Source organism: Intestinirhabdus alba, from assembly GCF_009711095.1.
Lineage (GTDB): Bacteria > Pseudomonadota > Gammaproteobacteria > Enterobacterales > Enterobacteriaceae > Intestinirhabdus > Intestinirhabdus alba.
On the sequence record NZ_WMJZ01000001.1, the window covers coordinates 325,884 to 339,869 of the forward strand.

The 13,986-nt window shown below is 55.7% G+C and carries 11 protein-coding genes, 5 tRNA genes and 1 pseudogene; 15 read left to right on the forward strand and 2 right to left on the reverse strand.

The genetic code is table 11. The features are described 5' to 3' along the window. Positions 1-138: 138 nt before the first annotated feature. The 13 genes from ybgC (at position 139) to pnuC (ending at position 8,519) form a co-directional block, all read left to right on the forward strand. Positions 139-543: a tol-pal system-associated acyl-CoA thioesterase gene (ybgC, locus tag GJV78_RS01550; protein ID WP_155106658.1), complete on the forward strand. Its 405-nt coding sequence runs from the start codon at positions 139-141 to the stop codon at positions 541-543. Next, a complete protein-coding gene (gene tolQ / locus GJV78_RS01555; RefSeq protein ID WP_167519307.1) occupies positions 540-1,232 on the forward strand; it encodes a Tol-Pal system protein TolQ in 693 nt (230 codons plus the stop codon). Before ybgC ends, tolQ begins: the two co-directional genes overlap by 4 nt. A 3-nt stretch (positions 1,233-1,235) precedes the next feature. After that, a complete protein-coding gene (gene tolR / locus GJV78_RS01560; protein WP_155106659.1) occupies positions 1,236-1,664 on the forward strand; it encodes a colicin uptake protein TolR in 429 nt (142 codons plus the stop codon). Positions 1,665-1,703: 39 nt separating this feature from the next. After that, the gene (gene tolA, locus GJV78_RS01565; protein WP_167519308.1) at positions 1,704-3,263 is read left to right on the forward strand and encodes a cell envelope integrity protein TolA; all 1,560 of its coding nucleotides are present in this window, start codon (positions 1,704-1,706) and stop codon (positions 3,261-3,263) included. A gap of 131 nt (positions 3,264-3,394) precedes the next feature. Beyond that, entirely contained in the window at positions 3,395-4,687 is a 1,293-nt protein-coding gene (tolB, locus tag GJV78_RS01570) for a Tol-Pal system beta propeller repeat protein TolB (RefSeq protein ID WP_155106660.1), read from the forward strand. 34 nt (positions 4,688-4,721) lie between these two features. Then, positions 4,722-5,255: a peptidoglycan-associated lipoprotein Pal gene (pal, locus tag GJV78_RS01575; RefSeq protein WP_155106661.1), complete on the forward strand. Its 534-nt coding sequence runs from the start codon at positions 4,722-4,724 to the stop codon at positions 5,253-5,255. Positions 5,256-5,264: 9 nt separating this feature from the next. Then, a complete protein-coding gene (cpoB, locus tag GJV78_RS01580) occupies positions 5,265-6,053 on the forward strand; it encodes a cell division protein CpoB (RefSeq protein ID WP_155106662.1) in 789 nt (262 codons plus the stop codon). Between the two features lie 164 nt (positions 6,054-6,217). Continuing rightward, positions 6,218-6,293: transfer RNA gene (locus GJV78_RS01585), tRNA-Lys, on the forward strand. Positions 6,294-6,424: 131 nt separating this feature from the next. Further along, positions 6,425-6,500, forward strand: a tRNA-Val gene (locus tag GJV78_RS01590). Between the two features lie 2 nt (positions 6,501-6,502). Continuing rightward, a tRNA-Lys gene (locus GJV78_RS01595) sits at positions 6,503-6,578 on the forward strand. Positions 6,579-6,685: 107 nt separating this feature from the next. Beyond that, a tRNA-Lys gene (locus GJV78_RS01600) sits at positions 6,686-6,761 on the forward strand. 101 nt (positions 6,762-6,862) lie between these two features. Then, a tRNA-Lys gene (locus tag GJV78_RS01605) sits at positions 6,863-6,938 on the forward strand. A gap of 858 nt (positions 6,939-7,796) precedes the next feature. Further along, positions 7,797-8,519, forward strand: coding sequence for a nicotinamide riboside transporter PnuC (gene pnuC / locus GJV78_RS01610; protein ID WP_155106663.1), 723 nt, complete (start codon positions 7,797-7,799; stop codon positions 8,517-8,519). Here pnuC and zitB read toward each other — a convergent pair. After that, complete coding sequence (gene zitB / locus GJV78_RS01615) at positions 8,513-9,457, reverse strand: CDF family zinc transporter ZitB (RefSeq protein ID WP_155106664.1); 945 nt, start codon at positions 9,455-9,457, stop codon at positions 8,513-8,515. The genes pnuC and zitB overlap by 7 nt on opposite strands. 99 nt (positions 9,458-9,556) lie before the next feature. Then, on the reverse strand, positions 9,557-9,913 hold the full coding sequence (locus GJV78_RS01620) for a YbgS-like family protein (RefSeq protein WP_155106665.1): 357 nt from the start codon (positions 9,911-9,913) through the stop codon (positions 9,557-9,559). Between the two features lie 314 nt (positions 9,914-10,227). Here GJV78_RS01620 and aroG point away from each other — a divergent pair, with 314 nt between their 5' ends. Next, positions 10,228-11,280, forward strand: coding sequence for a 3-deoxy-7-phosphoheptulonate synthase AroG (gene aroG, locus GJV78_RS01625; RefSeq protein WP_155106666.1), 1,053 nt, complete (start codon positions 10,228-10,230; stop codon positions 11,278-11,280). 1,375 nt (positions 11,281-12,655) lie between these two features. After that, positions 12,656-13,986 (forward strand): annotated as a pseudogene (locus GJV78_RS01630) (autotransporter outer membrane beta-barrel domain-containing protein); the annotation flags it as partial.

Below are 13,986 nucleotides of genomic sequence, written 5' to 3' on the forward strand. Positions count from 1 at the left end.
ACCGGGATGTAAAGTGAATACAACGCGCTGTGTAATATCATCTATGCTGCCTTCTGGCGTTAAGGCCGGCTATGCTTCGTATTTGCGAAAGCCGAATGGCCGGATTAAATCAGTAAAGCCAACGAAGAGGCAGCATAAATGAGCGGGTATATATTTCGATGGCCGGTTCGTGTCTATTATGAAGACACCGACGCCGGCGGCGTGGTTTATCACGGTAGCTACGTTGCTTTTTATGAACGGGCGCGTACGGAGATGCTGCGTCATCATCACTTCAGCCAGCAGGCGCTGCTGGCGGAGCAGATCGGCTTTGTGGTGCGCAAAATGACCCTGGAATACTACGCGCCCGCACGGCTTGACGATATGCTCGAAGTTCAGACGGAAGTTACCTCAATGCGCGGCACCTCAATGGTGTTTACGCAGCGAATCGTCAACGCAGAGAATACGCTGCTCAACGAAGCGGAAGCGTTAGTTGTTTGCGTTGATCCACTCAAAATGAAGCCTCGTGCGCTTCCCAAGTCTATTGTCGCGGAGTTTAAGCAGTGACTGACATGAATATCCTTGATTTGTTCCTGAAGGCAAGCCTTCTGGTTAAACTTATCATGCTGATTTTGATTGGTTTTTCAATCGCATCTTGGGCCATTATTATCCAGCGAACCCGGATTCTTAACGCCGCGGCCCGGGAGGCCGAAGCGTTTGAAGACAAGTTCTGGTCCGGTATCGAACTTTCTCGTCTCTACCAGGAGAGCCAGGGGCGACGCGATAATCTCACCGGCTCGGAACAAATCTTCTACAGCGGGTTCAAAGAGTTTGCGCGTTTGCATCGCGCCAACAGCCACGCGCCGGAGGCGGTGGTTGAAGGGGCGTCCCGCGCCATGCGAATCTCAATGAACCGCGAGCTGGAAAATCTTGAAACGCATATTCCTTTTCTTGGCACCGTCGGATCTATCAGCCCCTATATCGGCCTGTTCGGCACCGTCTGGGGGATTATGCATGCTTTTATCGCCCTCGGGGCGGTAAAACAGGCGACGCTGCAGATGGTGGCACCGGGCATCGCGGAGGCGCTGATCGCGACGGCGATCGGCCTGTTTGCGGCGATACCGGCGGTAATGGCTTACAACCGACTAAATCAGCGGGTGAATAAGCTGGAGCTGAACTACGACAACTTTATGGAAGAGTTTACCGCGATTCTGCACCGCCAGGCGTTTACCGTTAGCGAGAGCGACAAGGGGTAAACCATGGCCAGATTGCGCGGGCGGAATCGTCGCGACCTTAAGTCTGAAATCAATATCGTCCCGCTGCTGGACGTACTGCTGGTGCTGCTGTTGATCTTTATGGCAACGGCACCCATTATCACCCAGAGCGTGGAGGTCGATCTGCCGGATGCGACCGAATCGCAGGCGGTCAGCAGTAATGACAACCCGCCGGTGATCGTTGAAGTTTCCGGCGTGGGGCAGTACAGCGTGGTAGTGGAGAAGGATCGCATGGAGCAGCTGCCGCCGGAACAGGTTGTTGCGGAAGCGAAAAGCCGTCTTCAGGCTAATCCGAAAACAGTCTTCTTAATCGGTGGTGCAAAAGATGTGCCTTACGATGAAATCATTAAAGCGCTGAACCTGTTACATAGCGCGGGTGTGAAGTCGGTCGGCCTGATGACGCAGCCGATTTAAACATCTGCTTAGCAGGTTACGAGTTTTTGGGAACCGAGAGTGTCAAAGGCAACCGAACAAAATAATAAACTCAGGCGGGCGATAATCATCTCTGCGGTATTGCATATCATACTGTTTGCGGTGCTGATCTGGAGTTCGTTCGATGAGCATATCGAAGCGTCAGGGGGGGGCGGAGGCTCCGCCATCGACGCCGTGATGGTGGATCCCGGCGCGGTCGTACAAAACTACAATCGCCAACAGCAGCAGCAGGCAAGCGCGAAGCGCGCGCAGGAGCAGCGTGAAAAACAGGCGCAGCAGCAGGCTGAAGAGCTGCGTGAAAAGCAGGCCGCCGAACAGGAGCGTCTGAAGCAACTGGAGAAAGAGCGTTTGCAGGCGCAGGAGGCGGCGCAAAAGGCGCAGGAGCAGCAACAGCGGGCTGAGGCCGAAGCGGCTAAAGCCGCCGCCGAGGCGCAGAAGAAAGCGGAAGCCGAAGCGGCCAAAGCCGCCGCCGAGGCGCAGAAGAAAGCGGAGGCCGAGGCGGCCAAAGCCGCCGCCGAGGCGAAGAAGAAAGCGGAGGCCGAGGCGGCCAAAGCCGCCGCCGAGGCGAAGAAGAAAGCGGAGGCCGAGGCGGCCAAAGCCGCCGCCGAGGCGAAGAAGAAAGCGGAGGCCGAGGCGGCCAAAGCCGCCGCCGAGGCGAAGAAGAAAGCGGAGGCCGAGGCGGCCAAAGCCGCCGCCGAGGCGAAGAAGAAAGCGGAGGCCGAGGCGGCCAAAGCCGCCGCCGAGGCGAAGAAGAAAGCGGAGGCCGAGGCGGCCAAAGCCGCCGCCGAGGCGAAGAAGAAAGCGGAGGCCGAGGCGGCCAAAGCCGCCGCCGAGGCGAAGAAGAAAGCGGAGGCCGAGGCGGCCAAAGCCGCCGCCGAGGCGAAGAAGAAAGCGGAGGCCGAGGCGGCCAAAGCCGCCGCCGAGGCGAAGAAGAAAGCGGAGGCCGAGGCGGCCAAAGCCGCCGCCGAGGCGAAGAAGAAAGCGGAGGCCGAGGCGGCCAAAGCCGCCGCCGAGGCGAAGAAGAAAGCGGAGGCCGAGGCGGCCAAAGCCGCCGCCGAGGCGAAGAAGAAAGCGGAGGCCGAGGCGGCCAAAGCCGCCGCCGAGGCGAAGAAGAAAGCGGCCGCTGATAAGGCAGCCGCTGAAAAAGCCGCAGCGGCGAAGAAGGCTGCCGCAGAGAAAGCCGCCGCATCGGACGTTGATGATCTCTTCGGCGATCTCAGCTCCGGTAAGAATGCACCGAAAACGGGGGTCGGAACGCAAGGGAACAATGCTTCGCCTGCCGGGAGTGGTAATACTAAAAACAGTGGCGCATCGGGCGCTGATATCAACTCTTATAAGGATCAGGTTCGGGCGGCTATCGTCAGTAAGCTTAACGATAAATCGCTCTATGCAGGGAAGATTTGTCGGCTGCATATCCAGCTGGCACCCGATGGACGGGTACTGGACGTTGAATCGAAAGGGGGAGATGCTGCGCTATGTCAGGCCGCGCTGGCGGCGGTTAAGCAGGCGAAGTTTCCAAAGCCACCAAGTCAGGCGGTGTATGAAGTGTTTAAGGACGCATCTCTGAACTTTACCCCTTAAATGACACTTTCCCTGCTACGGCGGGGATAGTCATCTACGATTGTCGCTGAGTTCTGGTCGTTTTATGTATATTGATTTGTTAATAATCTGCTAAATTATCGCGGGCTTATCGCCTGGATAAGGGAGAGACAATGAAGCAGGCATTACGAGTTACATTGGGTTTTTTGATGCTGTGGGCGACAGCGCTGCACGCGACGGTCAGTATTGATATTACTGACTGGAACGACTCGGCGCGCCCCATCGGCGTTGTGCCGTTCCAGTGGGCGGGGCCGGGTGCCGCGCCTGAAGATATCGGCGGTATCGTGAGCGCGGATCTGCGCAACAGCGGTAAATTTAACCCGCTGGACCGCGCTCGTCTGCCGCAGCAGCCGGGCACCGCTCAGGAGGTGCAGCCTGCCGTATGGTCAGCGCTGGGCATCGACGCCGTGGTGGTCGGGCAGGTAACGCCGAATCCGGACGGCTCTTACAGCGTGGCGTATCAGCTGGTTGATACCGGCGGCGCGCCGGGTACGGTACTGGCGAAGAATACCTATAAAGTGAACAAGCAGTGGCTGCGCTATGCGGGTCATACCGCCAGCGACGAAGTGTTTGAGAAGCTGACCGGCATTAAGGGCGCGTTCCGCACCCGCATCGCCTACGTGGTGCAGACTAACGGCGGCCAGTTCCCCTACGAGCTGCACGTTTCCGACTACGACGGCTACAACCCGTTCGTGGTGCATCGTTCCTCGCAGCCGCTGATGTCGCCGGCATGGTCCCCGGACGGCGCAAAGCTGGCCTATGTCACCTTTGAGAGCGGGCGTTCCGCGCTGGTGATCCAGACCCTGTCCAACGGCGCGGTGCGTCAGGTGGCCTCGTTCCCGCGTCATAACGGCGCGCCGGCGTTCTCCCCCGACGGCAGCAAGCTGGCGTTCGCCCTGTCTAAAACCGGCAGCCTGAACCTGTATGTGATGGATATCGCCTCCGGGCAAATTCGTCAGATAACCGACGGGCGCAGCAACAACACCGAACCAACCTGGTTCCCGGACAGCCAGAATCTGGCCTTTACCTCTGACCAGGCCGGTCGTCCACAGGTGTATAAAGTGAACGTTAACGGCGGCGCGGCGCAGCGTATTACCTGGGAGGGTTCGCAGAATCAGGATGCTGACATCAGCAGCGACGGTAAATTTATGGTAATGGTCAGCACCAACGGCGGTCAGCAGCACATTGCCAAACAAGATCTGGTAACGGGGGGCGTACAGGTTCTGTCGTCAACCTTCCTGGATGAAACGCCAAGTGTGGCACCCAACGGCACTATGGTTATCTACAGCTCTTCTCAGGGGATGGGATCCGTGCTGAATCTGGTTTCTACAGATGGGCGTTTCAAAGCGCGTCTTCCGGCAACCGATGGACAGGTTAAATCGCCTGCCTGGTCGCCGTATCTGTGATAATAATTAATTGATTAATATAGGAATCATTGAAATGCAACTGAACAAAGTGCTGAAAGGGCTGATGATCGCTCTGCCTGTTATGGCAATCGCAGCATGTTCTTCCAATAAGAACGCCAGCAATGACCAGAGCGGCGAAGGTATGATGGGTGCCGGTACGGGTATGGGCATGGATGCGAACGGCAACGGCAGCGGTAACATGTCCTCTGAAGAGCAGGCGCGTCTGCAGATGCAGCAGCTGCAGCAGAACAATATCGTGTACTTCGATCTGGATAAATACGATATCCGTTCCGACTTCGCGGCTATGCTGGATGCGCACGCCAACTTCCTGCGCAGCAACCCCTCTTACAAAGTGACCGTAGAAGGCCATGCGGACGAAAGGGGTACGCCGGAATACAACATCTCCCTGGGCGAGCGTCGTGCTAACGCCGTTAAGATGTACCTGCAGGGTAAAGGCGTATCCGCTGACCAGATTTCCATCGTTTCTTACGGTAAAGAAAAACCTGCGGTACTGGGTCATGACGAGTCGGCTTACGCCAAAAACCGTCGTGCCGTACTGGTCTACTAAGAGAATGGCATGAGCAGTAACTTCAGACATCATCTGTTGGGTCTGTCGTTACTGATTGGCATAGCGGCCCCCTGGGCCGCTTTTGCAGAGGCGCCAATCAGTAGTGTCGGCTCAGGCTCGGTCGAAGACCGCGTCACTCAACTTGAACGCATTTCTAATGCCCACAGTCAGCTTTTAACTCAGCTCCAGCAGCAGCTCACCGATAACCAGTCCGATATTGATTCCCTGCGCGGCCAGATTCAGGAAAATCAGTATCAGCTGAATCAGGTGATTGAGCGCCAGAAGCAGATCCTGCAGCAGATGGAGAGCCTGGGCAACGGCGGATCGACGGCGGTGCCGCCTGCGGACGCAAGCGGGGCGGCGACAGGCTCAACGTCAGCGCCGGCAGCGGGCGGGGCAACGAGCAGCGCGCCGGTGCAAAGCGGTGACGCCAACAGCGACTACAATGCGGCTATCGCACTGGTGCAGGACAAGTCCCGCCAGGACGACGCCCTGGTGGCCTTTCAGAATTTCATCAAGAAGTACCCTGATTCAACCTATCAGCCAAACGCCAACTACTGGCTCGGCCAGCTGAACTACAATAAGGGGAAAAAAGATGATGCGGCGTACTATTTCGCCTCGGTGGTGAAGAACTACCCGAAATCGCCGAAGGCCGCGGACGCGATGTTTAAAGTCGGCGTTATTATGCAGGACAAAGGCGATGTCGCGAAAGCGAAAGCAGTCTATCAGCAGGTTATCGCCAAATATCCCGGCACCGACGGTGCCAGGCAGGCGCAAAAACGCCTTGGCGCGCTGTAACGTTCAGCATGCGACCAGGAAACGTATTATTTCTGGTCGCGTCGTGTGATTCCTGGGCAGTTAAGCGATCTGCATCAAAATTTTTGTTGCGCTGAAATCTTAAATCAGTAATATATGCCGCCGTTGCCACGGGATATCGCGCTCCCCGAAAGCAGCATAAAAATGGGTCGTTAGCTCAGTTGGTAGAGCAGTTGACTTTTAATCAATTGGTCGCAGGTTCGAATCCTGCACGACCCACCATTTTTTCAGGCAGAAATGAGAACAGCGTGTAAAGGATAACGTTACATCCGTAGCGGCGCTCTATAGAGGCGTATCCGACCACTCTGCAGGTTCTGTTGGTTAAATTGGAAGCGGTTTTCCAGCGTAGTATCGGGTGATTAGCTCAGCTGGGAGAGCACCTCCCTGACAAGGAGGGGGTCGGCGGTTCGATCCCGTCATCACCCACCACCGGGTCGTTAGCTCAGTTGGTAGAGCAGTTGACTTTTAATCAATTGGTCGCAGGTTCGAATCCTGCACGACCCACCATGCTTCAGATAAAAGAGAGTTCAGGTGTGAAGAGAGCGAGGCAGGTTCAGCTCCGTTCTGTGTGACCCACCGTTGCCTGACCAGGCAAAGCAGTAAAATCCCGCAAGGGGTCGTTAGCTCAGTTGGTAGAGCAGTTGACTTTTAATCAATTGGTCGCAGGTTCGAATCCTGCACGACCCACCATTCTTCGGATAATGGCGACTTCAGGCGTGAGGCAAGCGAGAACGGTTCAGCTTCTGTGTAAACCAGCGTTACTGAACGGACAAAGCAGTAAATCCCATAAGGGGTCGTTAGCTCAGTTGGTAGAGCAGTTGACTTTTAATCAATTGGTCGCAGGTTCGAATCCTGCACGACCCACCAGTGTAAAAAGGCACCCTAAAGGTGCCTTTTTGCTATCTGCGATATTAATGATTCGACAAAATTGTCGGGAACAATTTTGCCCGGCGCGGCAGCGCTGGCCCGCAGGGCGAGTCTCAGGAGGAGACGAGGCAGCCTGCAGCAGGTTCGGGTCGAACGAAGTGAGACAACGGAGCCGCCTGCGGCGACGGCCCGCAGGGCGAGCACGAGCACCGACCTAAAAGGCGCTTGCGACGCCTTTGGCGCTCCATACCTTTCAACGATGACGTTTTCCGGTTTATTTCATCTGGCCCATTGCCCCTATAGACGCCTTTGCCGATCCATCCATCACGCCACTTCTGACAAACTAAACGGCAACATGCCCCGCCGCAGGTGGAGACAATATAAAAGCAAGCGTTTTTTTTTTATGGTATTTCCGCTTTGTTTAATATACAAAACAAAATTAATTTAACTTAGCCACAAAAATGCTTTAATATGTCTTTTCGTTAAATATGAAAAACATCCGGCGGGCCGCGCGGTCATTTATTTGCTTTCGTCAGGTTTTGCCACGCCTGTCGCCTGGCCAGACTACGGATACCTGTGCTGTGGTCAAAGCACGCGCCGAAGGGGACGTTGCTTCAGCGCTATCGCAGAGCTGAACGAGCATCCGAAGCGCTGTCAGGATATCGGCCAGGGAAGCGGGACTGCCAGCCATGGCCGCGCAGGTCGTTAGCGATGGATGGGCTACGGGAGGATGAGTCGACAGCACTTATCTTTAATCCCGCCCCGGCGGAAAAGGGCAAAAACCGTATGCCGGAATTTGCGGCTACACTACGTGCTTTAACAACCACTTCGCGTCACATTACGCTCTGGGGAGTCAAGATGGATTTTTTCAGTACGCAGAATATCCTGGTGCATATTCCGTTTGGGGCCGGTGGCTACGATCTGTCGTGGATCGAAGCCGTTGGTACGCTGGCCGGGCTGCTGTGTATCGGGCTGGCCAGCATGGAGAAAATCAGTAACTACTTTTTCGGCCTGGTCAACGTCACGCTGTTTGCGATTATCTTTTTTCAAATTCAGCTCTACGCCAGCCTGCTGCTGCAGCTCTTTTTCTTTGGCGCGAATATTTACGGTTGGTACGCCTGGTCGCGGCAGACCGACCGTAACGAGGCGGCGCTGAAAATTCGCTGGCTCCCTGCGTCGAAGGCGCTGGGATGGCTGGTGGTCTGCGTAGTGGTGATTGGTCTGATGACGGCGTTTATCGATCCGGTCTTCGCCATATTGACCCACGCGGCGGTGAGCATGATGCAGGCGATGGGGCTGGCGGTCTCGATGCCCGTGCTGGAACCGGACGCCTTCCCCTTCTGGGACTCGTGCATGATGGTGCTGTCGGTGGTGGCGATGATCCTGATGACCCGCAAATATGTGGAAAACTGGCTGCTGTGGGTAGCAATCAACGTTATCAGCGTGGTTATTTTTGCCCTGCAGGGCGTATACGCGATGTCGCTGGAGTATCTGATTCTCACCTTTATTGCCCTGAACGGTAGCCGGATGTGGATTAACAGCGCGCGTGAAAGAGGTTCCCGCGCGCTCTCCCGTCAGTGATGGTGATGATGAACATGGCCGGACGACGCCTGATTGAGGCGGCAGTCCGGCCCGCTGCAGCGCTGATACTCCATCTGAATGGTGGCGTGCGCAATCTGATAATGATGATTAAGAAAGTGCTGGATGCGCTCAAGCAGCGCGTCGTGATCGTGCGGTGGGATCACCTGTACGTGCAGGGTCATTAGCGGTTTTTCCCCCACCATCCAGACGTGTACATGGTGCACGTTGCGTACCTCAGGGATCGCCCGGTTCAGATGACGCGCCAGGGCGGCAACGTCCAGCGAGGCGGGCGCGCCCTCCAGCAGCTCGTTTACGCTCTCCTTCAGCAGCCGCCAGGCGCTGCGCAGCACCAGCAGCGAGACCAGAATGGAAAGAATCGGGTCTGCTACCGTCCAGCCTGTCCAGATAATAATCAGCGCCGCGATGATGGCACCGGCCGATCCCAGCAGGTCGCCGAAGACGTGAAGCATCGCGGCCCTGACGTTTAGATTTTTTTCATCGCTACCCCGGTGCAGAAGCCAGAAGGCCAGCAGATTGGCGAGCAGTCCGCAGACCGCAATCGTCATCATTAGCCCTCCGGCAACGGGGCGGGGGACACGGAAACGTTCAACCGCTTCCCAGACGATTAAACCGGTAATCAACACCAGCGCGATGGCGTTGACGAAAGCGGCCAGCGTGGTGAGACGGAGCCAGCCGAACGTATGTCTGAGGGTCGGTGGCCGCCGGGCAAAGCGTACCGCCAGCAGGGCAAACAGCAGGGCCGCCGCGTCGGTGAGCATATGTCCGGCGTCCGCCAGCAGCGCCAGTGAGCCGGAGATCAGGCCGCCGACTACCTCAAGCAGCATAAACCCGGCGGTGACGCAGAACGCTAACAGCAGCCGGCGGGCATTATTATCAATGGGAGTGGAATCGGTGTTGCTGGAGGGTGAATGTGCCATGAGCGTCAGTCCGTTGTGGTTAACCTCTTAACTGTATGACATCCTGCCGGTTAAATAAAAGGGAGGGCCATCGCCCTCCCGCCCGGATGATGCTTTTCGTTACTGGGTGGTGCCGTCGGTTTTAGTGCCGTTACCTGATTGTGTTTTCTTATTAACGTCGGGGCAGCGACCGTCCTTACACATCGTATTTTTATGTATCTCATCTTTACTCATAGCGTCATTATTGGTGGAGGTGCCGTCTGAATGGTGCAGATCGCCACCGGCGTTGATATCGTTGTTATCAACGTTGTTCGGCGCTATGTTCTGCCTGGCGTCTGGTGCTACCTGTCCGGCTTCCGCAGCGGCGTTTGCCTGTCCGTTATTCGTTTCAGCGCCGGTTTCGGCGGCCAGCGCGGCACCGCCGGCAAGGCTGAGGGTGGCGCTGAGGAATAGGGTTGCCAGTTTAGTCATTTTCATACGGTGCTCCTGTCATGTGAGAGTCGAACAACGTCTTTCCGCGGTGCATAAGCCAGCGAAGTCGCCGGGCGATGGTTGAAGATTCTGTGTGTTGTCTGTAAGTCAGCACGGAATCTTGAAAAAGAGAATAAACAGAGCGTTTACAGATAAAAATTGTAGGTCAGATCCTGTTTTTCGCGACCATCTGGCGTTTTTTTGCCGGTTTCCAGGATTAGTCTGGGGGAACTGTAAAATCACGTTTACACTTCCTGACTGAAGAGATAGATTGGAGGGATTGCATTCATTAATATAAATATGGCAACGCTGGAACAGAGATGAATTATCAGAACGACGATTTACGCATTAAAGAGATCAACGAGTTATTACCCCCTGTCGCCCTGCTGGAAAAATTTCCGGCCACCGAGAACGCGGCCAATACGGTGGCCCACGCCCGGAAGGCGATCCATAAAATTTTAAAAGGCAGTGACGATCGTCTGCTGGTGGTTATCGGGCCGTGTTCAATTCACGATCCGGCGGCGGCAAAAGAGTATGCCGCTCGCCTGCTGGCGCTGCGCGAAAGCCTGAAGGGCGAGCTGGAAATCGTTATGCGCGTCTATTTTGAAAAGCCGCGCACCACCGTGGGCTGGAAAGGGCTGATTAACGATCCGCATATGGACGGTAGCTTTCAGATTAATGACGGCCTGCGCATCGCCCGCAAGCTGCTGCTGGATATCAACGACAGCGGGCTACCGGCCGCGGGCGAGTTTCTGGATATGATCACCCCGCAGTATCTGGCCGATCTCATGAGCTGGGGGGCCATCGGCGCGCGCACTACCGAATCGCAGGTGCACCGCGAGCTGGCCTCCGGCCTCTCCTGTCCGGTCGGTTTTAAAAACGGAACGGACGGCACAATCAAGGTGGCCATTGATGCAATCAATGCCGCGGGTGCGCCGCACTGCTTTCTTTCTGTAACCAAGTGGGGGCATTCGGCCATCGTCAACACCAGCGGCAACGGCGACTGCCACATTATCCTGCGCGGCGGCAAAGAGCCGAACTACAGCGCGAAGCACGTCGCGGAGGTTAAAGCGGGGCTTGGGAAGGCAGGTCTGCCCGTGCAGGTGATGATCGATTTCAGCCACGCCAACTCCAGCAAACAGTTTAAAAGGCAGATGGACGTCTGCACCGACGTTTGTCGCCAGGTGGCGGGCGGCGAGAAGGCGATCATCGGCGTGATGGTAGAGAGTCATCTGGTGGAGGGTAACCAGAATCCGGACGGCGGCGAGCCGCTGGTTTATGGTAAGAGCATCACCGACGCCTGCATCGGCTGGGACGATACGGAGTCGCTGCTGCGCCAGCTCTCTGAGGCGGTGAAAGCCCGCCGCCAGTAGCGCCAGCGGTGTGAAACACAGCCGACGTTTATCGTCGGCTGAGACTGATGACAAACCCCAGGCCGAACTCGTTCGGCCATAATCACCACAAAAATAAACAGGGAAAATCAATTCATTGATTTTCGGCGGCTAACCACAAAGAGGGAAAAACCACGTTTTTTCCCTCTTCGTCAACAACCTGAGCCGGCGTTTATCGTCGGCTTTTTTACGCCCGTTTACCGCACCCTGTAATCCCGTGCGCTTTATTATGTGGTGGGGTAAAAAGTAAGTTAAGCAAGCTTGCGATCCAGGATATTGCAGGTGAGTGAATCTGAAAATGTAGCCAGGAATAGCGCAGGTTAACGCTGGAAGGCTGAGAATGTATCCGTTAAAAATCTTGCCAATAATCGCCTTGCCGGGGCAGTGGTGACGGGCATATTCCGCGAGAGGCTTACGGAGACGCCGGGTAATAGTGCCGTCTGCGCGCCTGCCCAATGGCAAATTAATAAAGGAAAATATCAAAACAGGGGGGGGCTGGCGTAATGGCCTGGATCTTAATGTGAATGAGATCTTGCTTATGCGCGTGGAATTTGCGCATTTAACATCTACTTAATCCGGGAAAAACAGGTTGATGCCTTTTAAGTAATTTGCGAGACTGCGAGTTATCCGCTGGTGGCAGGCTGTTCCAGAGCCCACACTCTGTACCGGGACCGGGCATTAGCTTCAACTTCTGTTAATTGCCGCTGCCGACGCCGGTTGGGCTTTACTCGTGAGTATTATTGATCTGACTATCGGGCGATAAGTTTTCAGATAATAACTGGCTTATACCCTAAATAATTCGAGTTGCAGGACAAAACGCAGCGTGTTTTGAACAGCCGCAGGCTGTCTCTCATTAATCCCCAGGAGCTTACTGGAGTAAGTGACCGGGGTGAGCGACAAATCTGCCTGGAGCAGATTTGAACGCCGCGCAGCGGCGGCCCGTCAGGGCGAGTCTCATGGATGAGACGAGTAACCCGAAGCCAACGCACATGCAACTTGAAGTATGACGGGTATATATCACTCTGCCCTATATTTATCAGACAATACCAGGGTGAATAAAATAAAACTTTCTGACGCTATCGGAAAGATTTAATCGCGCAGGTAACGGATGTATTAAAGGGTCTGGCGCAGCGATGTTTAACCGGGGCACAGGAGTGTGCCCCCTACAGATATGTAGCTCGTAAGGATTAGCTCGCTACGCTCACCTTAATAGGTCCGGACGGGCATTCAAAACGCTGCGTCTCTTGTCGGGCGCTGCCCGGCAGGTAAAAAAGCCCTCAATCTTTAGCAGGAAAAGTACGGCCATATTACACCCATTATGGCCGTCTGGCTTGTAATCTCGTCATGGAAAGGGAGTATGGACTTGAAATTACATAACAGGGTATCCCAGGGAACTGAAACGGATAAATTTAAGAAAGCCTTCCGCCGGCGCGGGTTGGCGCATGCGGGTTTACTGAGTCTGAGCGGGAGTATTTTCCTCCCCCAGGCGCAGGCGGCTGATATAGGTAGTCAAAGCGGTGCCAACATAGCGGTCAATGATAACGTGCGTATTGTTGCCGACAAGGGCGAAACTTCGGCCAGCCTTTATGGCGTACTGAATCCCTTTGGTGAAACAGGCACCATTGATCTTGGTAATAACGTTACCGTTATTGCTTCCGACCCGACCCTGTACGCGAAAGGGGTTGAGATTAAAGGCGCTGGTAGCGTTTTAACGGCAAACGGCCTGACTGTCGAAGCGTACGGTAAAAATGCAATTGGCCTGAATATATTCGGCCAAAATGCGTATGCCGATCTGGGGACAGGTAGCCGGATTAAGGTTGTAAGCACGGCTGGTTCGATGACGGCAGGGGTGGTGATCGATACCGCTTCGACGCTGGTGGCCGACAGGCTTTCTATTGAAACAATCGGCGACAGCGGCACAGGGTTAACTATTTCCGACTACGGCAGCAGCGCTGACCTGGGCAGCGGCAGCACCGTTAAAACAAATGGACGTGGCAGCCACGGCGTTTATGTCGACGGCCTGAACGGCACGGCAGCCAACGGCCCGGCACGCTTTATCGCCACTGCGCTGTCCATTGATACCCAGGGCGATGATGCCCTGGGTATCAATGTGCAAAATAACGCTATCGTCGATCTGGGCAGCGGCAGCCTGATTAAAACCAGCGGCGCGGATGCGCACGGTATCTGGAGTTTTGGTGAGGTTACGGCGCAAGCGCTGACGGTAAAAACCACTGGCAATAGCGCTAACGGCATTGAAGTACGCGAAGGCACCGCTGATATTGGCGCGGACAGCCACATTTCCGCAGCCCGGGGCGGCGGGCTGGTGGCTAACGGTCAGAACACTACTCTCAACTATTTCGGCACGGTGGATAAGCGGAATACGGTTTTCTCCGGCGGCTCCTACGGCGCTTCGGCACAGTTTACCGGCGCTACCGTTAATCTCAAAAACAGCGATATTACCGTCGATCGCAACGGTAGTCTGGCCCTGGGGCTGTGGGCGCTGGGCGGCGGGGTGATTACCGGCGAGGATCTGACCATCACCGGCGCGGCGGGAAGCCGGGGCGTTTACGCCGTGACCGGAAGCCGGATCGATCTGACGGGCGATCTGGCCATTAACATGGCCGATACGACGCAGATGGCCATCGGCACTCAGCATAACGACGGCTACGCGGCCAGCCGTATCAATGC

What these genes read in the sequence shown, in the direction of transcription:
- ybgC (WP_155106658.1), top strand. Translation starts at nt 139, where the DNA reads ATGAGCGGGTATATATTTCGATGGCCGGTTCGTGTCTATTATGAAGAC.
- tolR (WP_155106659.1), top strand. Translation starts at nt 1,236, where the DNA reads ATGGCCAGATTGCGCGGGCGGAATCGTCGCGACCTTAAGTCTGAAATC.
- tolB (WP_155106660.1), top strand. Translation starts at nt 3,395, where the DNA reads ATGAAGCAGGCATTACGAGTTACATTGGGTTTTTTGATGCTGTGGGCG.
- pal (WP_155106661.1), top strand. Translation starts at nt 4,722, where the DNA reads ATGCAACTGAACAAAGTGCTGAAAGGGCTGATGATCGCTCTGCCTGTT.
- cpoB (WP_155106662.1), top strand. Translation starts at nt 5,265, where the DNA reads ATGAGCAGTAACTTCAGACATCATCTGTTGGGTCTGTCGTTACTGATT.
- pnuC (WP_155106663.1), top strand. Translation starts at nt 7,797, where the DNA reads ATGGATTTTTTCAGTACGCAGAATATCCTGGTGCATATTCCGTTTGGG.
- zitB (WP_155106664.1), bottom strand. Translation starts at nt 9,457, where the DNA reads ATGGCACATTCACCCTCCAGCAACACCGATTCCACTCCCATTGATAAT.
- GJV78_RS01620 (WP_155106665.1), bottom strand. Translation starts at nt 9,913, where the DNA reads ATGAAAATGACTAAACTGGCAACCCTATTCCTCAGCGCCACCCTCAGC.
- aroG (WP_155106666.1), top strand. Translation starts at nt 10,228, where the DNA reads ATGAATTATCAGAACGACGATTTACGCATTAAAGAGATCAACGAGTTA.